This window comes from Kosakonia beeri (genome assembly GCF_054165705.1).
This window is the reverse complement of the sequence record NZ_CM135106.1, coordinates 842,979-862,513: the sequence shown is the minus strand read 5'-3', so window position 1 is coordinate 862,513 and position 19,535 is coordinate 842,979. Positions and strand designations below refer to the sequence as shown.

Here is a 19,535-nt window from a genome sequence, read left to right as displayed (position 1 = left end):
ACGCGAAGGATAGGGCGTATTTATTCGTCTTCTAACAGCGCCGCGTATGCGGTGGCATCCAGCAGAGCAGCAACTTCCGCTTCATCGCTGGCTTTGATTTTAAAGATCCAGCCTTCGCCATACGGCTCGCTGTTGACCCGCTCTGGTGAATCGCTCAGCGCATCGTTGACCGCCACGATTTCGCCGCCAATCGGTGCATAAATATCGGATGCCGCTTTGACCGACTCGGCTACGGCGCAATCGTCGCCTGCCGTAACCGTTGCGCCGACGTCCGGCAGGTCAACGAAGACCATGTCGCCCAGCAACTCTTGTGCATGTTCGGTGATGCCAACGGTGTAAGTGCCGTCTGCTTCTTTACGCAGCCATTCGTGTTCTTTGCTGTATTTCAGTTCGCCAGGTACGTTGCTCATCTCATTCTCTCCAGATAAAAAAGTTACGCGACAGCTTTGCCTGCGCGCACAAAAATCGGTTTGGTCACTTTTACCGGTATTTCGCGGTTGCGGATTTGCACAACAGCTGTTTCACCGATGCCCGCCGGAACACGCGCCAGTGCAATACTGTAGCCAAGTGTCGGAGAGAAAGTGCCGCTGGTGATCACGCCTTCCTGCACGTTGCCAAGGCTGTCGGTGAAACGTACCGGTAGCGCGTTGCGCAGTACGCCTTTTTCCGTCATCACCAGACCAACCAGTTGTTCGGTGCCTTTTTCACGCTGCAACTCCAGCGCTTCGCGTCCAATGAAATCACGATCCTGCGGCTCCCAGGCGATGGTCCAGCCCATATTCGCGGCCAACGGAGAGACGCTTTCATCCATTTCCTGACCATACAGGTTCATACCCGCCTCAAGACGCAGCGTGTCGCGGGCGCCGAGACCGCATGGCTTGACGCCAGCATCGCGCAGTTGTTGCCAGAAACCGGCGGCCTGCTCATTAGGCAGCGCAATTTCGTAGCCTGCTTCCCCGGTGTAACCGGTCGTGGCAATGAAAAAACCTTCAGTTTCAACGCCAAAAAACGGTTTCATGCCTTCCACGGCGCGGCGCTGCGCATCGTTAAATAGCGAAGCGGCTTTCGCCTGCGCATTCGGTCCCTGAACCGCAATGAGTGACAGATCGTCACGCACGGTAATTTCAATCGCAAAGGGTTCAGCGTGTTGGGCAATCCAGGAGAGGTCTTTTTCGCGGGTGGCGGAGTTTACAACGAGGCGGAAGAAATCTTCAGTGAAGTAGTAGACGATGAGGTCATCAATCACGCCACCGGAGGCATTTAGCATGCCGGTGTAAAGCGCTTTACCGGGCTTCGTTAGCTTTGCCACATCGTTCGCCAGCAAATGCCGCAAGAACTCGCGGGTTCGGGCGCCTTTCAGATCGACAATGGTCATGTGCGACACATCGAACATTCCGGCATCGGTCCGGACTGCATGGTGTTCATCAATTTGTGAGCCGTAATGCAGCGGCATCATCCAGCCATGAAAATCCACCATTCGGGCGCCACACAGTGTGTGTTGTTCATACAAGGGGGTCTGCTGAGCCATCTTTTCCTCGTCGAATAAGCTGAGCTATTACGTTTGCCGGACGTGAAACGCGCCGGAAAACCGCTGTCGCCCCGATTTACACAGAGCAACGCAAACGTTCTCTTTTGCCTGAACTTATCACCGAAAGCCGTGCTTAACCATAAGGCAAAATGGGTCATCACATTAGCTTATGGCCTTTTTCACGAAAAGCAGAGGAAGTTTATTATGCTGCGCATGACCGCAAAAAACCGTCATTATTATTACACATTGCATGAAAATTGGTCTTCAACCAGCTTTTCACTCGGTAAAAGAGTGAGTTTTCCAGAAAAAGAAAATTCACCACATGAGAAAAAGTAATGTGAAAAATGGCGTGAAATTAGAATATTTCAAATGAGGGGGGAGGAACCCTTCCCGCTATGGGGAAGGGAAAGTGTGACGAAGTTAACGTAACCACTCTGGAAGATCGTTCAGACCTAATGCCTGACGCAAAAGCTGGCTTTTAACACCGGGAAGGGTATCGGCCAGTTTCAGACCCATGTCGCGCAGCAATTTTTTGGCCGGGTGAGCGCCAGCGAACAATTCGCGAAAACCTTGCATCCCTGCCAGCATCATTGCCGCGCTGTGTTTACGGCTGCGTTCATAGCGACGCAGATACAGATGCTGGCCAATATCTTTGCCCTGGCTGCGCAAACGGCGCAGTTCGGTAATGAGCTCAGCCACATCCATAAAACCGAGGTTAACCCCCTGGCCCGCCAGCGGATGAATGGTATGGGCTGCATCCCCTACCAGTGCCAGACGGTGCCCGGCAAAATGGCGGGCATAACGCCCGGTGAGCGGATAGACCTGCCGTTCACTCTCCACATGACACAAACCAAGACGGTTATCGAACGCCATACATAACGCCTGGTTAAAGGCTTCATCACTGGCCTGCTGCATCGCTTTTGCCTGATCGGGTGGCAATGACCAGACAATAGAGCACAAATGCGCATCGTTGAGCGGCAGAAAGGCGAGGATACCATCGTTATGGAAAACCTGACGGGCCACCGCCTGGTGTGGTTCGTCGGTGCGGATGGTCGCCACCAGCGCATGATGGTGATAATCCCAGAACGTCAGAGGAATATCGGCTTTGTTGCGTAACCACGAATTAGCGCCATCCGCCCCCACGACCAGCCGTGCGGTGAGCATCGTTCCGTCCTGCAACGTGAGGAAAGCGTCGTTTTCACCCCACGCAACTTGCTGCACGCCAGCGGGAGCAAACAGGGTGACGTCCTGGCACTGCCGGGCTTTTTCCCACAGCGCCTGTTGGATGACCGCGTTTTCAACAATGTAGCCGAGGTGATCGTACCCCATGCTGTGATCATCAAAAGTAATGCGACCGAAACTGTCTTTGTCCCACACTTCCATGCCGTGGTAGCAACCCGCGCGCCGGGCAATAATAGTTGACCATACACCAAGGTGGCTAAGCAGCCTTTCGCTGGCGGCATTGATCGCCGAGACGCGCAGCGCCGGTGGCGCATCATCCGCTAATGGTTCAGGAACTTGCTGTTCCAGCACCGCCACGCGCAGGCCGCTGCCCTGTAACCCGCAGGACAGCGCCAGCCCCACCATGCCGCCGCCGACAATCGCAACATCAACACTCTGCACTCTAGACTCCTTAAATCCTTAACGGGCAACCCAACCGAGGGTTCGCTGCGCCAGCCTGTCGCGCGCCGGGGTAAATAATTCCATCGCCATCAGCCCGGCATTACGCCCGACGACCAGCGGCGCCCAATGATTGGCAAACAGATGCACCAGTCCATCGGTTACACCGATGGTGGCTTTCTTATCCGCATGACGGCGATTGCGATAGCGCGTCAGCACCGGATAACTTCCCACATCGTTCTGCGCCGACCAGGCCTGCGCCAGGCTTTCTGCAAGGGTCATCACGTCGCGCATACCGAGATTAAAACCTTGCCCGGCAATAGGATGCAGCGTTTGCGCCGCATTCCCCACGAGCACCGTGCGGTGAGAGATGGGCGAAGAGGCGCATGTGAGCGTCAGTGGATAAACACTGCGTTTACCGGTCTGCATGATGCGGCCCAGTCGCCAGCCGAAGGCTTTTTGCAACTCATGGCAAAATTCTTCATCTGACCAGCCAGCAACCTGCTGCTGTTTTTCCTGCGGATGGCACCACACCAGCGAGCATCGCCCCTGCGACATAGGCAACATGGCCAGCGGACCGTGCGTAGTAAACCGTTCAAAAGCCCTCCCCTGATGGGCTACGGAGGTGGTCACGTTGGCAATAACCGCCACCTGATCGTAAGGCGATTGTTCCCAGTGAATACCTGACTGCCCGCCAATAATAGAACGCGAACCGTCTGCCGCCACCAACAGTTGACCGGTAATGGACTCGCCGCTTTCCAGTGTTACGCAGACGTGCTGCTCCGTACGGCAAAAGCGGTCGACCTTTTGTGGGCAATGCAGGGTAACGCCCGGGGCGTTTTGCAGCAGGGCAAACAACCGCTGCCCCACATCGTGCAACTCCACCACCTGGCCCAGCGCATCAAGGTGATAATCGTGCGCGTCCAGCGTGACAAACCCCGCGTGACCGCGATCGCTTACGTGAACAGTGGAAATGGGCGTGGCGCATGCGGCCAGCGTCTGCCAGATCCCCACACGCTCCAGTTGCTGGCAGGTTCCTGCCGCCAGGGCAATTGAGCGGGCATCAAACCCCGGATGATGTGCCGTACCAGGCGTGGTCGCCTCAATCAAATGTACCGGCAACTGGCCGTTAGTGAGGCGAGAAATGGCCAGCGCAAGGGTGGCGCCCGCCATGCCGCCACCAACAATAATCACGCTCATAAACGACGTGCCGCCGCCATCAGCGCCTCGATATCATCCGCGGTTTTCACCACGCTGGCAGTCAGGTTCTCATTGCCATCTTCTGTGATGACAATGTCATCTTCCACGCGGATGCCAATACCGCGATACTGCTCCGGTACATCAGCATCCGGCGCGATATACAGCCCCGGCTCAACCGTTAGCACCATTCCCGGCGCCAGCTTGCGTGAGCGATCCTGGCCGTAAACGCCGACGTCATGCACATCCAGCCCCAGCCAGTGACTTAACCCGTGCATAAAGAAAGGGCGCTGTGCGTTGTTGGTGATGAGCTCTTCCACATCACCGTGCAGAATGCCGAGTTTTACCAACCCGCTTACCATGATGCGCACCACTTCACCCGTCACTTCCTGAATTGAAGTGCCCGGTCGGAATAACGTCAGGGAATGTTCCAGGGATGCCAGCACTATGTCGTAAATTTCACGTTGAGCCGGGCTGAATTTGCCATTCACCGGGAACGTGCGTGTGATATCTCCGGCATATCCCTGATATTCACAGCCTGCATCAATCAACACTAAATCGCCGTCGCGCATTTGGCTTTCGTTTTCGGTGTAATGCAGGATGCAGCCGTTCACGCCAGAGCCGACAATCGTGTTGTAGGAGGGAAAACGCGCACCGTGGCGGTTAAATTCATGGTGAATCTCACCTTCCAGTTGATACTCGAACATGCCCGGACGGCAAACCTGCATGGCGCGAGTATGCGCCAGCGCAGAAATTTCTCCGGCACGGCGCATCACATCAATCTCTTCGGCGGACTTGAACAGACGCATTTCATGCACAATTGGGCGCCAGTCGGTCAACGTGGCGGGGGCGGTCAGATTCTGACGCGAACCTTTGCGCAGCTTATCCAGCGCCGTAAACAGAACTTTATCAGCATACTCAAACTCACCCTGCGCGTGGTAAACCGCATCAAGGCCATTCAGCAACTGATAAAGATGCTCGTTGATATCCGGGAAGGGCAGCGCGCGATCGACGCTCAATTTTTCCGGCGCAGCTTCCTGGCCGAGACGGCGACCGAACCAGATTTCTGCCGTTTTATCGCGCACGCGGTTAAACAGGACGCTGTGGTTATGAGTGTCATCGCTTTTTATCAGTACCAGTACCGCTTCCGGCTCGTTAAAGCCAGTGAAGTACCAAAAATCGCTATTCTGCCGATACGGGTACTCGCTGTCGGCGCTGCGGGTAACTTCCGGCGCAGCAAAAATCAGCGCCGCGCTCCCTGGCACCATCTGCGCCAGTAACGCCTGGCGACGACGGAGAAACTCAAGCTGTGTCATGACACCCCTCCCTGCAAGGCTGATTAATGTAATGTCGGTTTACGCACTTCCGGTGCGGTTGGCTGCGGGCGCGTGAAAGTGTCGTGGCACAGCAACGCCGCGACACGGACATATTCGACGATCTCTTCGAGCGACATCTCCAGCTCTTCCTGATCTTCCTCTTCGTCGTAGCCCAACTGCGCAATGTTGCGCAGATCGTCAATTGCTTCACCGGTTTCACCCGTGACTTTATCGAGCTTCGGCTGCGTTACGCCCAGTCCTAACAAGAAATGATTGACCCAGCCAGCCAGCGCATCGGCCCGGTCAAAAACACTCACCTCATCGCCATCCGGCAAATAAAGCTGGAACAGGAAACCGTCGTCTTCCAGAGAGTCGCTGGTTGCTGCATGCATTTTGCGCAGCGCCTCTGCCAGCTCGTGGCCGAACGCCAGTCCGTCATTGGTTAAATCATGCAGCAACGGCAGCCAGGAGCTGTCTTTGTTGCCGCCGCAGAGCATCCCCGCGATAAGCCCGTGCATTTCAGCAGGAAGCAATCCCACGCCTTGTTGGTTGAGTAGCTGGCCTACATCGTTGTAACCAGGTATTTCGTTCTGTATAGACATGCGCATTCGTCGTCGTTGGGGGGAATATTCATGATATGCTACCACTTTGGCCCCTGGTGATATACCCGTGATGCTTCACGTTCCATGCCTTTGCATGCACGCTGAATATTTAAGGTATAGACGCAAAAAACTTGAAAGCACGCGCCAGGCTAGCATATAGTGTCGCCCCTTCGCAGCCCAGGGCTCGGATGCGAAGGCAGAGCGCAGTCAAACAGCAGGAAGGTGGCATGTCTGCACAACCCGTCGATATCCAAATTTTTGGTCGTTCACTGCGAGTGAACTGCCCGCCTGAACAGAGGGATGCTCTAAACCAGGCTGCGGAAGATCTGAATCAGCGGTTGCAAGATCTGAAAGTTCGCACTAGAGTCACAAATACTGAGCAGTTGGTGTTTATCGCCGCGCTGAACATCAGCTACGAGCTGACTCAGGAAAAGGCAAAAACCCGCGAATACGCCGCCAGCATGGAACAGCGTATTCGGATGTTACAGCAGACCATCGAACAGGCATTGCTTGATCAGGGTCGCATAACAGAAAGACCGGGGCCGAAGTTTGAATAACACTTCAGGGTCAGTTGTGGTAGAGTGACCGTGAAGTTAAAAAATTCTCTGAGATGTTTGCAAGCGGGCCAGTCCCCTGAGCCGATATTTCATACCACAAGAATGTGGCGATCCATGGTTGGTGAGCATGCTCGGTTCGTCCGAGAAGCCTTAAAATCATGACGACGCATTCACCTTGAACCAAGGGTTCAAGGGTTACAGCCTGCGGCGGCATCTCGGAGATTCCCTTCTTTTTACTACCATGACACAACTTCCTGATTTTCCTTCATCTCGGCAAGAAATGCGCAAACTCATTCGCCAGCGACGCCAGGCACTGACCAGCGAGCAGCAAGCACATTTTGCCCAACAGGCCGCCGCACGTATGATGGCCTGGCCGCCAGTCGTGATGGCGCATACTGTCGCGCTGTTTCTTTCATTTGATGGCGAACTGGATACTCAACCCCTGATCGAACAACTCTGGCGCAGCGGCAAACGCGTTTACCTGCCGGTATTGCATCCTTTTAGCCACGGAAATTTACTTTTTTTGCACTACCATCCGCACAGTGAATTGGTGGTTAATCGCCTGAAGATCCGGGAGCCCAGACTGGACGTCCGCGATGTGCTGCCACTCCAGCAGTTAGATGTACTTATCACCCCGCTGGTGGCGTTTGATGAACAAGGCCAGCGCCTGGGAATGGGCGGCGGTTTTTACGACAGGACGTTACAAAACTGGCGTCGGTATGGTTTACAACCGGTGGGTTATGCCCATGATTGCCAGGGAGTGGGTGAATTGCCGGTAGAAGAGTGGGATGTCCCGCTGCCTGCGGTGATCACGCCGTCAAAAATCTGGGAATGGTAACGGCCTCCCTCCCCCGTCAGGGAGAGGAAGACGCGTGGCTTATCAGAACAGTAGACGGGAACGAATGGTGCCAGGAATGGCCTTCATGCTCTGCAGCGCTTTCTGCGCCACCTCTTCATCCGCTTCAATATCCACAACCACATAACCCATATATGGCGTAGTTTGCAGATACTGCGCAGCAATGTTGATGTTCTGGCTGGCGAAGATTTGGTTCAGCGCAGTCAGCACACCAGGACGGTTTTCGTGGATGTGCAGCAGACGGCGACCGCCATGCAGCGGCAGAGACACTTCAGGGAAGTTAACGGCAGACAGCGTAGAGCCATTATCAGAGTACTTTATCAGTTTCCCTGCGACTTCCAGACCGATGTTTTCCTGCGCTTCCTGCGTGGAGCCACCAATATGCGGCGTCAGCAGCACGTTGTCGAACTCGCACAGCGGGGAATCAAACGGATCGCTGTTAGTTGCCGGTTCTGTCGGGAAGACGTCAATCGCCGCACCGGCCAGATGTTTGCGTTTCAGCGCATCGCACAGCGCCGGAATATCAACTACCGTACCGCGTGCGGCGTTGATCAGCAGTGCGCCTGGCTTCATCAGCGCCAGCTCTTCCACGCCGATCATATCTTTGGTGGAGTTGTTTTCTGGTACATGCAGGCTGACAACATCGCTCATGTTCAGCAGATCGGAAAGATGCTGTACCTGTGTGGCGTTACCCAGCGGCAGTTTGTTTTCAATGTCATAAAAGAATACATGCATGCCCAGCGATTCCGCCAGAATGCCAAGCTGGGTGCCAATATGACCGTAACCGATGATGCCCAGTTTTTTGCCGCGAGCTTCATAGGAGCCGACCGCGAGCTTGTTCCAGATGCCGCGGTGCGCTTTGGCGTTCGCTTCCGGAATGCCACGCATCAGCAGGAGTAGTTCGCCAATGACCAGTTCAGCGACAGAACGCGTGTTAGAGAACGGGGCATTGAATACCGGAATACCGCGTTTTGCTGCCGCATCCAGATTGACCTGATTGGTACCGATACAGAAACAACCAATCGCCACCAGCTTTTCAGCGGCTGCAATGACATCTTCAGTCAGTTGAGTACGGGATCGCAGGCCAATGAAGTGGGCATCACGGATAGATTCTTTCAGTTGTTCGCTGTCCAGCGCGCCCTTGTGAAATTCGATGTTGGTATAACCTGCCGCACGAAGGCTATCCAGCGCCTTCTGGTGAACTCCTTCAACGAGCAGGAATTTAATCTTGTCTTTCTCCAGTGATACCTTTGCCATTTACCCGACCCTGTTTTGTCTTGACTGTGATGTTGTGCAGATAACGATCCGCTCTAGTCAACATATCAAAAAAAACTATTGCAGCAATATGAACGTTTGCGTCGGCCATCTGAAGAAATGTCATACAGAGGGAAAAGGCAGACAAAAATGCTGGAAAAGCGAAACACGGCGGCAGGTAGACGACGAGAGGCCTATAAACGTGACAGATATCACCAAATTTGCCGATCGCGGATTTTTTACAGGGAGGCCTTCGCCTCCCGGTCAGATCATTTTACGATGGTTTTCACGCCATCAGCGGTGCCAATGAGTGCTACATCCGCGCCCCGGTTGGCGAATAACCCTACAGTGACGACGCCCGGGATGCCGTTAATGCTGTTTTCCAGCGCGACGGGGTCGATGATTTCCAGACCGTAAACGTCAAGGATCACGTTGCCATTGTCAGTTACCACATTCTGGCGATATTCCGGGCGACCGCCCAGTTTAACCAGTTCGCGTGCGACTGCGCTGCGAGCCATCGGGATCACCTCTACCGGTAACGGGAATTTACCCAGGATATCGACCTGCTTGGACGCATCAGCAATACAAATAAACTTATCGGCGACCGAGGCGATAATTTTCTCACGCGTTAGCGCCGCGCCGCCGCCTTTGATCATCTGCATCTGGCCATTGATCTCATCCGCGCCATCAACATAAATGCCCAGACGGTCAACTTCGTTGAGATCGAACACGGTAATACCCAGGCCTTTCAGTTTTTCAGTCGAGGCATCCGAGCTGGAAACGGCGCCTTCAATCTGGCCTTTCATCGTGCCCAGCGCGTCAATAAAGTGCGCGGCGGTGGAGCCAGTGCCTACGCCAACAATGGTGCCGGGCTCAACATACTTCAGCGCTGCCCAGCCCACGGCTTTTTTGAGTTCATCCTGCGTCATGGTCGTTCACCTGTGGTGTGAAATTTCAGGCGCATTATAGACCAGCCACCCCCTAAATGTCCCTGTGACCAGTGTCACATTACGCGACAGCCAATTTCGTCTGTATCTGACAAAAATTTATGTCATAGTGCTGGGTAATCATTTTTCAGGAGACTGCGCGAGCAATGAAACGTCCGGACTACAGAACACTACAAGCCCTTGATGCGGTCATCCGTGAGCGCGGATTTGAGCGCGCCGCGCAAAAGCTGTGTATTACCCAGTCCGCCGTATCGCAGCGCATTAAGCAGCTCGAAAATATGTTCGGCCAGCCGCTATTAGTGCGCACGGTGCCGCCCCGCCCGACTGAACAGGGGCAAAAGCTGTTGGCGCTGCTGCGTCAGGTCGAGTTGTTAGAAGAGGAGTGGCTGGGCGATGAGCAAACCGGCTCCACGCCGCTGTTGCTGTCGCTGGCGGTCAACGCCGACAGTCTTGCAACCTGGCTGCTGCCTGCGCTGGCCCCTGTCCTGGCGGACTCGCCCATTCGCCTCAATCTGCAAGTCGAAGATGAAACCCGTACTCAGGAACGCCTGCGTCGCGGTGAAGTAGTGGGGGCAGTAAGTATCCAGCCGCAGGCTCTGCCGAGCTGCCTGGTCGATCAACTGGGGGCGCTGGATTACCTGTTTGTCGGTTCGAAAGCATTCGCCGAGCGCTACTTTCCGAATGGTGTCACGCGCGCTGCGCTGCTGAAGGCCCCTGCGGTGGCGTTTGACCACCTGGATGATATGCACCAGGCCTTTTTACAACAGTATTTTGATTTACCGCCGGGTAGTGTGCCATGCCATATCGTTAACTCGTCAGAAGCGTTTGTTCAGCTGGCGCGTCAGGGAACCACCTGCTGTATGATCCCACACTTACAGATTGAAAGAGAGCTGAACAGCGGCGAGTTGATTGACTTAACGCCGGGACTGCTGCAACGCCGCATGCTTTACTGGCACCGTTTCGCACCGGAAAGCCGGATGATGCGCAATGTGACCGATGCGCTGTTAGAGTATGGGCACCGCGTGTTACGGCAGGATTAATAATGCCCTCACCCGCAACGGGTGAGGGTGAGGGTGAGCGTTATTTCGCCGCGGGGGCTGGCTGCTGGCTCTGTACAGGTTCCAACTGGAACACAACATCAACCTGATCATCAAACTGGATCGTCGGCTGTTCGTAGGTTTCCTGCGCTGAAGCTGGCGCTGCTGCTTCGGCTTTCATCATCCGCACCATCGGGCTTGGCTGATAGTTAGAAACATGGTAACGCACACTGTAGATAGGGCCGAGTCTGGCATTAAAACCGGCCGCCAGTTGCTGTGCCTGATGCGTCGCATCATCAATGGCCGCTTTGCGGGCTTTATCTTTAAAAGACTCTGGTTGCGCAACGCCCAGCGAGACGGAACGGATCTCGTTCAGCCCGGCTTTCAGTGCGCCGTCCAGCAATGAGTTGAGTTTTTCCAGCTCGCGCAACGTCACTTCCACTGTGCGCACCGCGCGGTAACCTTTCAGAATGCTTTTGCCATTCTGGTAGTCGTAGTCGGGCTGAGTACGTAAGTTCGCGGCATTAATGTCCTTCCTGGCGATGCCGTTTTGCTCAAGGAAACTCAGGTATTGCGCAACACGGTCGTCAGCCTGTTTTTTGGCTGAAGCGGCGTCTTTAGCGGCGACGTTAACTTCAATCGCCAGGGTGGCGATGTCCGGGGTCGCATCCACGCTTGCCGTACCCGAAGTGACAATATGCGGGCCGTCAGGCAATTCATTTGCCTGTACCGCCATTGCGCTGAAACCAACCATTGCCGCCAGGGCCATCACTTTAAATTTCACCGTTGCTCCTCCATGGTGCTTTGTTACGTCCACACACACTGGACGCCTGGCAGCAAGCTTAGCGGCTCGGCGCAAATTGTCCATCGGACTTACCTTAACTGACTAATCCCTGCAAATGGTGCACGCCCTCTTTCGCCAGCTGAAGCGCGATAATCCACATCACCAGCCCGACCAGCAGATTAATTACCCGCTGTGCTTTGGCTGTTCGCAGGCGCGGTGCCAGCCAGGCGGCCAGTAAAGCAAGGCTAAAGAACCACAGGAAAGAAGCGCTGACCGTACCTAACGCAAACCAGCGGCGCGGTTCAACATCCAGTTGCCCCCCCAGACTACCGAGCACGACAAACGTATCCAGATAAACATGCGGATTAAGCCAGGTCACCGCCAGCATTGTGGCAATAATACGCCATCGCCCCTGGCGTAACGCTTCCGCGCTGGCAATATCCGGTTGGCTGCTGAGTGCCGTTTTTAGCGCGCCGAAACCGTACCACAGCAAAAAAGCAACGCCGCCCCAGGTCACCAGCGCTAACAGCCACGGGGACTGCATTAGCAACGCGCTACCGCCAAACACCCCGGCACAGATCAGTAAAACATCACTCAAAGTACAGAGCAGTGCAGTCATAATGTGATACTGCCTGCGGATCCCCTGATTCATCACAAACGCGTTTTGCGGGCCGAGAGGGAGGATCAGTGCAGCACCAAGCATAAAGCCTTGAAAATAATAAGATATCACATCGAAATTCCGTCTGAATTGTTTCTAAAACAGACTATAACGCGAGATTTTCATTAGCGGAAATTGATAATTTTAATCATACATAAGTACAGCTAATGAAGAAGACGATAAAAAAGGCCGACAGTGTCGGCCCGGATAATTATTGTTCTGTCGCTTCGTGGGTACGTTTGAGGTTAACGTCCATCTGCGGGAACGGGAAGCTGATGCCGTTTTCATCAAAGCGGCGTTTGATAAGCTCCAGTACATCCCAGTAAACATTCTGTAAATCGCTGCTCTTACTCCACACCCGCACCACAAAGTTGATGGAGCTTGGCCCCAGCTCGTTCAGACGTACCGTCATGTCACGATCTTTAAGGATGCGATCATCGGCCTGAATAATCTCAGTCAGGATCTGCTTCACCAGGTCGATATCGGAATCGTAAGCGACACCAATAATAAACTCGTTGCGGCGTACCGGCTCACGAGAGAAGTTAACAATATTACCGGCAATGATTTTGCCGTTCGGGATCACGACAATGCGGCCATCAACGGTACGCAGGGTGGTTGAGAAAATCTGCACCTGTAATACCGTACCCGCCACGCCACCAAGATCAACGTACTCACCCGAACGAAACGGACGGAAAGTAACCAGCAACACGCCAGCTGCGAGGTTAGAAAGCGAGCCCTGTAATGCCAGACCAATCGCCAGACCAGCGGCACCGAGCACCGCGATCACCGAAGCCGTTTGCACCCCTACGCGCCCCAGCGCGGCAATCAGGGTAAATGCGATAATCCCATAGCGAATCAGTGCGGAGAGAAAATCCGCGACAGTGGCATCAATATGTCTTGCCATCATCAGACGGTTAACGGTACTTGAGACAACACGCGCCACGATCATACCAATAATGATGATGGCAATCGCAGCCACGATATTGACGGCGTAGCTCAGCAATAGCGCCTGGTTATTCACCAGCCACGAGCCGGCACCGTTAATGCTGTCGACGACGTTGAGATCTTCCATTCTTTCTTCCTTACTGTTGTTCCAGACATAAAAACTGCCGCCCGCGCGCGGAGACAGATCCCTAAAGGGTAAACAATAAGAGGCAGTTTCGCCAAACGGATCACACTTTATGCCGCCAGCAGCCTGTTGAAATCCCAATAAAAAAGCCCGCATATTTGCGGGCTTTTTGCTGAATCAGGATTCAGATTACAGAACGTCTACCGCGTTCAGTTCTTTGAAAGCCTGCTCCAGACGTGCGACCATGCTGGTCTGCGCTGCACGCAGCCATACACGCGGGTCGTAGTATTTTTTGTTCGGCTGATCTGCGCCTTTCGGGTTGCCCAGCTGGCCCTGCAGGTAGCCTTCGTTTTCTTTGTAGTAGTTCAGGATACCTTCCCAGGTTGCCCATTGGGTGTCGGTATCGATGTTCATTTTGATCACGCCGTAGCTTACGGAGTCTTTGATTTCCTGTGCGGAAGAACCGGAACCGCCGTGGAATACAAAGTTCAGGCTGTTGTGCGGCAGGTTATGTTTCTTAGAAACATATTCCTGGGAGTCGCGCAGGATAGTCGGGGTCAGTTTCACGTTGCCCGGCTTGTATACGCCGTGTACGTTACCGAAGGAAGCAGCGATGGTGAAACGCGGGCTGATCGCATTCAGTTTGGTGTACGCGTAATCAACATCTTCCGGCTGAGTGTACAGTGCAGAAGCGTCCATGTGGCTGTTGTCTACGCCGTCTTCTTCGCCGCCGGTGCAACCCAGTTCGATTTCCAGCGTCATGCCCATTTTAGCCATGCGTGCCAGGTACTTAGAGCTGATTTCGATGTTCTCTTCCAGAGACTCTTCGGAAAGGTCGATCATGTGAGAAGAGAACAGCGGTTTGCCAGTAGCAGCGAAGTGTTTTTCACCCGCGTCCAGCAGGCCGTCGATCCACGGCAGCAGTTTTTTCGCGCAGTGGTCAGTGTGCAGAATAACCGGCACACCGTAATGTTCTGCCATCTGGTGAACGTGGTGCGCACCAGAGATAGCGCCCAGAATTGCTGCGCCCTGCGGAACGTCAGTTTTCACGCCTTTACCTGCGATGAACGCTGCGCCGCCGTTAGAGAACTGAACGATAACCGGTGCTTTAGCTTTCGCAGCAGCTTCCAGAACAGCGTTGATGGAATCAGTGCCCACGCAGTTAACTGCCGGCAGTGCAAAGTTGTTTTCTTTTGCTACCTGGAACACTTTCTGAACGTCATCACCAGTGATCACGCCCGGTTTTACGAAATCAAAAATTTTAGACATGTTACGTAGTCCTGTATCTGTATCTTCGACCGTTGAGAAACGTCGCGAGCTTTTAAGCGCGCTGAAAATTGGGCAGGTTTCCCTGCCCAGCAAAACTTACTTTTTAGCGCGCTCTTCGAGCATAGCTACTGCCGGCAGAACTTTGCCTTCGACGAATTCGAGGAATGCGCCGCCGCCAGTGGAGATGTAAGAGATCTTGTCAGCGATACCGAACAGATCAATCGCCGCCAGGGTGTCACCACCGCCAGCAATGGAGAACGCGTCGCTGTCTGCGATAGCGTTAGCCACAATTTCAGTACCTTTACGGAAGTTCGGGAATTCAAACACGCCAACCGGACCATTCCACAGGATAGTTTTGGCGTTTTTCAGGATTTCAGCCAGTTTTTCTGCAGACGCGTCGCCCAAATCCAGAATTTGCTCATCATCTTTGATGTCATTAACGGATTTCAGGGTAGCGGTAGCGGTTTCAGAGAACTCAGTGGCCACGCGAACATCTGTCGGAACCGGGATATCGCAAGTGCTCAGCAGACGTTTCGCTTCATCCACCAGGTCAGCTTCGTACAGAGATTTACCCACATTGTGGCCCTGGGCAGCAACGAAGGTGTTAGCGATACCGCCGCCAACAATCAGCTGATCCGCAATTTTGGACAGGGAGTCCAGAACAGTCAGTTTGGTAGAAACCTTAGAACCACCCACGATAGCGACCATCGGACGAGCCGGCTCTTTCAGCGCTTTACCCAACGCTTCCAGTTCGTCTGCCAGCAGCGGACCAGCACAGGCAACATCAGCAAATTTGCCGATACCGTGCGTAGACGCCTGCGCGCGGTGCGCAGTACCGAAGGCATCCATCACAAATACGTCGCACAGGGCAGCGTATTTTTTGGACAGTGTTTCGTCGTCTTTCTTCTCGCCTTTGTTGAAGCGCACGTTTTCCAGAACCACCAGTTCGCCTGCAGCCACTTCAACGCCATCCAGATAGTCTTTAACCAGACGTACCGGGTTGGAGAGTTTGTCTTTCAGGTAATTTACGACCGGCAGCAGAGAGAATTCTTCGTTGTACTCACCTTCGGTCGGACGACCCAGGTGAGAAGTTACCATCACTTTCGCGCCCTGCTTCAACGCCAGTTCGATGGTCGGCAGAGAAGCACGGATACGCGCGTCGCTGGTCACTTTGCCATCTTTAACCGGTACGTTCAGATCCGCACGGATGAAAACACGTTTACCTGCCAAATCCAGATCGGTCATCTTAATTACAGACATGGTGAATCCTCTCAATGATTCTTAAAGTTTTGCAGACACATCAGTGCCTTACCTGAAACCAATAGCCGACATTGCTAACGTCGTGTCGAGCATCCGATTAGCAAAGCCCCATTCGTTATCGCACCATACCAGGGTTTTAATAAGGTGCGCGCCACTGACCCGTGTCTGTGTGCCATCAACAATGGCACTGTGCGGATCGTGGTTAAAATCGGTTGAAACCAACGGTAATTCCGTATAGTCAACTATACCATGAAATGTCCCCTGCGCTGCTTTTTGCAGCAACCCGTTGACTTCCATAGCTTTTACAGGTTTTTTAACCGTTACGCTGAGATCGATAGCCGTGACGTTAATCGTCGGTACGCGTACGGCTATCGCCTCGAATCTGTCGTTGAATTGCGGGAAGATTCGCGTGATCCCCGCCGCCAGTTTAGTATCTACCGGAATGATCGACTGACTGGCTGCCCGCGTACGACGCAGATCCGGATGATAGGCGTCAATAACCTGCTGATCGTGCATTGCCGAGTGTATGGTTGTTACCGTTCCCGACTCGATACCATATGCATCGTCGAGCAGTTTGATGACCGGAATAATACAGTTCGTGGTGCAGGAAGCATTAGAGACAAGGCGATCGTCGGCGCGTAATGTCTGCTGATTAACACCAAAAACGATGGTCGCGTCGAGATCGTGGCTGCCGGGATGGGAAAACAATACCTTTTTCGCCCCCGCCGCCAGATGCGCTTCACCATCTTCGCGGTTGCCATACACACCAGTACAGTCGAGAACCACATCGACGCCCAGCTCACGCCAGGGCAATGCAGCGATAGCGCGCTCGTGTAAAAGACGAATCACATCATCGCCAACAAAGAGTTGCTCTCGCTCCTGGCGCACATCCCAGGCAAAACGGCCGTGGCTGGTGTCATACTTCAATAAATGCGCCATGCCTATGGCATCTGCCAGTTCATTGATTGCCACCACGGTGATTTCCGCCCGACGCCCGGATTCGTATAAAGCACGAAGCACATTGCGCCCGATGCGACCGAAACCATTTATCGCTATGCGTACGGTCATAACTCTCCTGCAAGACAGGCTGGTTTGAAGTGGATGACAGAGTAATCCAGCAACGCCTGGAGGGGAATCCTCGCCTGCCGTAACTGCGCTTATTTGGTCATTTGTCGAACATTTAATCGACTGAAACGCTTCAGCTAGAATAAGCGAAACAAGGAATAAAAGGAATGATTGTCCAGACGGATTCGCCAGTAATCTGACTTGTGTCACATTTTCACTGGAATAATGGGCAACATGGCGGCGAAACGAAGAATAGCGGACGAAAAAAAACCGGGCAATCTGCCCGGTTGATGATTACCTGACGATGCGGGTTAGCGCTTACACTTTCCGGCCAGCTAACACACCTAGCCGGATAAGAGGAAGCTCACCTGCAGGCAGGCTCTTACAGCACTGCTTTCGCTTTGGCGACGACGTTGTCGACAGTGAAACCAAACTCTTCGAACAGCAGCTCAGCCGGTGCTGATTCACCGAAAGTGGTCATGCCAACCACAGCACCGTTCAGGCCAACATACTTGAACCAGAAGTCAGCAATACCAGCTTCGATAGCCACGCGTGCAGAAACGGCTTTCGGGAGCACGGATTCACGGTACGCAGCATCCTGTTTGTCGAACGTGTCGGTGGACGGCATAGAAACCACGCGTGCATTCACGCCTTCGGCTGTCAGTTTTTCCCATGCGGCTACCGCCAGTTCAACTTCAGAACCGGTAGCGATCAGAATCAGCTGCGGCTGCGCGGCTGCGCAATCCTTCAGGATGTATGCGCCGCGGGCGATATCTGCCAGTTGCTGCGCCGAACGCTCCTGCTGCGCAAGGTTCTGACGGGAGAGGATCAGCGCGGTCGGGCCGTCGGCACGTTCAACACCGTATTTCCACGCCACGGCAGATTCCACCTGGTCGCACGGACGCCAGGTACTGACGTTAGGGGTCATACGCAGAGAAGCCACCTGCTCCACCGGCTGGTGAGTCGGGCCGTCTTCACCCAGACCGATGGAGTCATGGGTGTAAACCAGCACCTGACGCTGTTTCATCAGCGCCGCCATACGCACCGCGTTGCGGGCATATTCTACAAACATCAGGAAGGTAGAGGTGTACGGCAGGAAACCGCCATGCAGGGAGATCCCATTGGCAATCGCGGTCATACCGAACTCGCGCACACCGTAGTGGATGTAGTTACCGGCAGTCTCTTCGTTAATCGCTTTCGAACCAGACCAGATAGTCAGGTTGCTTGGCGCCAGGTCAGCAGAGCCGCCCAGGAATTCCGGCAGCAGCGGGCCAAAGGCTTCGATGGCGTTCTGTGAAGCCTTACGGCTGGCGATTTTCGCCGGATTAGCCTGCAGCTTCTCAACAAAAGCCTGCGCTTTAGCATCAAAGTCAGACGGCAGTTCGCCTTTCATACGGCGGGTGAATTCTGCCGCTTCCTGCGGGAAGGCTTTGGCATAGGCCGCGAACTTGTCGTTCCAGGCTGCTTCTTTAGCCTGGCCTGCTTCTTTCGCATCCCACTGGGCATAAATCTCAGACGGGATCTCAAATGGCGCGTATTTCCAGCCCAGTTGCTCACGGGTCAGGGCGATTTCTGCATCACCCAGCGGGGCACCGTGGGAGTCATGCGTACCGGCTTTGTTCGGTGAACCGAAACCGATAATGGTTTTACACATCAGCAACGATGGTTTATCGGTAACGCTGCGCGCTTCTTCTACTGCGCGTTTAATGGCGTCTGCATCGTGACCATCAACGCCGCGCACCACGTGCCAGCCGTAGGCTTCGAAGCGTTTCGCGGTATCGTCGGTGAACCAGCCTTCAACGTGACCGTCAATAGAGATGCCGTTGTCATCATAAAACGCGACCAGTTTGCCCAGTTTCAGGGTGCCCGCCAGCGAGCAGACCTCATGAGAGATGCCTTCCATCATGCAACCGTCACCCATAAAGGCGTAGGTGAAGTGGTTAACAATGTCATGGCCCGGACGGTTGAACTGCGCAGCAAGCGTTTTCTCAGCAATCGCCATGCCCACGGCATTGGCAATGCCCTGCCCCAGCGGCCCGGTGGTGGTTTCTACACCGGCGGTGTAACCGACTTCAGGGTGACCTGGCGTTTTGGAGTGCAACTGACGGAAGTTCTGCAGTTCGGACATCGGCAGATCGTAGCCGGTGAGGTGCAGCAAGCTGTAAATCAGCATCGAGCCATGGCCGTTGGACAGCACAAAGCGGTCGCGGTCAGCCCATGCAGGGTTCGTCGGGTTGTGGTTCAGAAAATCACGCCACAGGACTTCGGCAATGTCAGCCATCCCCATCGGGGCTCCCGGGTGACCGGATTTGGCTTTCTGTACCGCGTCCATGCTCAGCGCACGAATAGCATTGGCAAGCTCTTTACGTGAGGACATTTTGACTCCAGATCGGACGATTAAAGGCAGTTCCCGTAACGACTTGACGACAGCGCGTTTTGGGCTACGCCGGAAAAAAGTGCCAACAATGTAACCCAAGCGGATAGTCATGTACATGGACCATCCTTTTGCCTGTTCA

General features: G+C 54.1%; 18 protein-coding genes and 1 other RNA gene. 4 read left to right on the top strand and 15 right to left on the bottom strand.

Annotation, left to right across the window (positions count from 1 at the left end; translation table 11 throughout):
* Positions 1-20: 20 nt before the first annotated feature.
* From gcvH to ACUY4S_RS04285, 6 genes are all read right to left on the bottom strand, one after another.
* Positions 21-410 carry a glycine cleavage system protein GcvH gene (gcvH, locus tag ACUY4S_RS04310; RefSeq protein WP_312691881.1) on the bottom strand — a complete coding sequence of 130 codons (390 nt, stop codon included), beginning with the start codon at positions 408-410 and terminating at the stop codon, positions 21-23.
* A 23-nt stretch (positions 411-433) separates the two neighbouring features.
* Entirely contained in the window at positions 434-1,528 is a 1,095-nt protein-coding gene (gcvT, locus tag ACUY4S_RS04305; RefSeq protein ID WP_458023040.1) for a glycine cleavage system aminomethyltransferase GcvT, read from the bottom strand.
* A 420-nt stretch (positions 1,529-1,948) separates the two neighbouring features.
* Positions 1,949-3,151, bottom strand: a complete 1,203-nt coding sequence (gene ubiI, locus ACUY4S_RS04300) for an FAD-dependent 2-octaprenylphenol hydroxylase (RefSeq protein WP_312691885.1) — start codon at positions 3,149-3,151, stop codon at positions 1,949-1,951.
* 18 nt (positions 3,152-3,169) lie between these two features.
* Positions 3,170-4,348, bottom strand: coding sequence for a 2-octaprenyl-6-methoxyphenyl hydroxylase (ubiH, locus tag ACUY4S_RS04295; RefSeq protein WP_458023039.1), 1,179 nt, complete (start codon positions 4,346-4,348; stop codon positions 3,170-3,172).
* On the bottom strand, positions 4,345-5,661 hold the full coding sequence (pepP, locus tag ACUY4S_RS04290; RefSeq protein WP_312691889.1) for a Xaa-Pro aminopeptidase: 1,317 nt from the start codon (positions 5,659-5,661) through the stop codon (positions 4,345-4,347). The genes ubiH and pepP overlap by 4 nt, the downstream gene beginning before the upstream one ends.
* Before the next feature lie 23 nt (positions 5,662-5,684).
* The gene (locus ACUY4S_RS04285; RefSeq protein ID WP_312691891.1) at positions 5,685-6,263 is read right to left on the bottom strand and encodes a YecA/YgfB family protein; all 579 of its coding nucleotides are present in this window, start codon (positions 6,261-6,263) and stop codon (positions 5,685-5,687) included.
* Between the two features lie 227 nt (positions 6,264-6,490).
* On the opposite strand from ACUY4S_RS04285, the gene zapA reads away from it, so the two are divergent.
* From zapA to ACUY4S_RS04270, 3 genes are all read left to right on the top strand, one after another.
* Positions 6,491-6,820 carry a cell division protein ZapA gene (zapA, locus tag ACUY4S_RS04280; protein WP_017457603.1) on the top strand — a complete coding sequence of 110 codons (330 nt, stop codon included), beginning with the start codon at positions 6,491-6,493 and terminating at the stop codon, positions 6,818-6,820.
* 42 nt (positions 6,821-6,862) lie between these two features.
* Positions 6,863-7,046: non-coding RNA, 6S RNA (gene ssrS / locus ACUY4S_RS04275), on the top strand.
* A 15-nt stretch (positions 7,047-7,061) separates the two neighbouring features.
* Complete coding sequence (locus tag ACUY4S_RS04270; RefSeq protein ID WP_458023038.1) at positions 7,062-7,658, top strand: 5-formyltetrahydrofolate cyclo-ligase; 597 nt, start codon at positions 7,062-7,064, stop codon at positions 7,656-7,658.
* A 42-nt stretch (positions 7,659-7,700) separates the two neighbouring features.
* On the opposite strand, the gene serA is transcribed toward ACUY4S_RS04270, so the two are convergent.
* Together serA and rpiA are read right to left on the bottom strand one after the other, a co-directional pair.
* Positions 7,701-8,933 (bottom strand): phosphoglycerate dehydrogenase, encoded by a 1,233-nt coding sequence (gene serA, locus ACUY4S_RS04265; protein WP_312691897.1) that lies wholly within the window; start codon positions 8,931-8,933, stop codon positions 7,701-7,703.
* 266 nt (positions 8,934-9,199) lie between these two features.
* Positions 9,200-9,859, bottom strand: a complete 660-nt coding sequence (gene rpiA, locus ACUY4S_RS04260) for a ribose-5-phosphate isomerase RpiA (RefSeq protein ID WP_312691899.1) — start codon at positions 9,857-9,859, stop codon at positions 9,200-9,202.
* 164 nt (positions 9,860-10,023) lie between these two features.
* Here rpiA and argP point away from each other — a divergent pair, with 164 nt between their 5' ends.
* Positions 10,024-10,917 carry a DNA-binding transcriptional regulator ArgP gene (gene argP / locus ACUY4S_RS04255; protein ID WP_312691901.1) on the top strand — a complete coding sequence of 298 codons (894 nt, stop codon included), beginning with the start codon at positions 10,024-10,026 and terminating at the stop codon, positions 10,915-10,917.
* Between the two features lie 40 nt (positions 10,918-10,957).
* Here the strand turns inward: argP and ACUY4S_RS04250 are convergent, their stop codons facing one another.
* The 7 genes from ACUY4S_RS04250 to tkt all read right to left on the bottom strand — a co-directional run bounded on the left by ACUY4S_RS04250 (position 10,958) and on the right by tkt (position 19,396).
* Complete coding sequence (locus tag ACUY4S_RS04250; RefSeq protein WP_312691903.1) at positions 10,958-11,698, bottom strand: oxidative stress defense protein; 741 nt, start codon at positions 11,696-11,698, stop codon at positions 10,958-10,960.
* 94 nt (positions 11,699-11,792) lie between these two features.
* Complete coding sequence (gene argO, locus ACUY4S_RS04245) at positions 11,793-12,428, bottom strand: arginine exporter ArgO (RefSeq protein ID WP_458023037.1); 636 nt, start codon at positions 12,426-12,428, stop codon at positions 11,793-11,795.
* 139 nt (positions 12,429-12,567) lie between these two features.
* Positions 12,568-13,428, bottom strand: coding sequence for a small-conductance mechanosensitive channel MscS (gene mscS, locus ACUY4S_RS04240; protein WP_458023036.1), 861 nt, complete (start codon positions 13,426-13,428; stop codon positions 12,568-12,570).
* Positions 13,429-13,614: 186 nt separating this feature from the next.
* Positions 13,615-14,694, bottom strand: coding sequence for a class II fructose-bisphosphate aldolase (fbaA, locus tag ACUY4S_RS04235; RefSeq protein WP_312691909.1), 1,080 nt, complete (start codon positions 14,692-14,694; stop codon positions 13,615-13,617).
* A gap of 96 nt (positions 14,695-14,790) precedes the next feature.
* A complete protein-coding gene (pgk, locus tag ACUY4S_RS04230) occupies positions 14,791-15,954 on the bottom strand; it encodes a phosphoglycerate kinase (RefSeq protein ID WP_312691911.1) in 1,164 nt (387 codons plus the stop codon).
* 48 nt (positions 15,955-16,002) lie between these two features.
* Complete coding sequence (epd, locus tag ACUY4S_RS04225) at positions 16,003-17,022, bottom strand: erythrose-4-phosphate dehydrogenase (RefSeq protein WP_458023035.1); 1,020 nt, start codon at positions 17,020-17,022, stop codon at positions 16,003-16,005.
* 379 nt (positions 17,023-17,401) lie between these two features.
* Positions 17,402-19,396, bottom strand: coding sequence for a transketolase (tkt, locus tag ACUY4S_RS04220; RefSeq protein ID WP_458023034.1), 1,995 nt, complete (start codon positions 19,394-19,396; stop codon positions 17,402-17,404).
* Positions 19,397-19,535 lie beyond the last annotated feature (139 nt).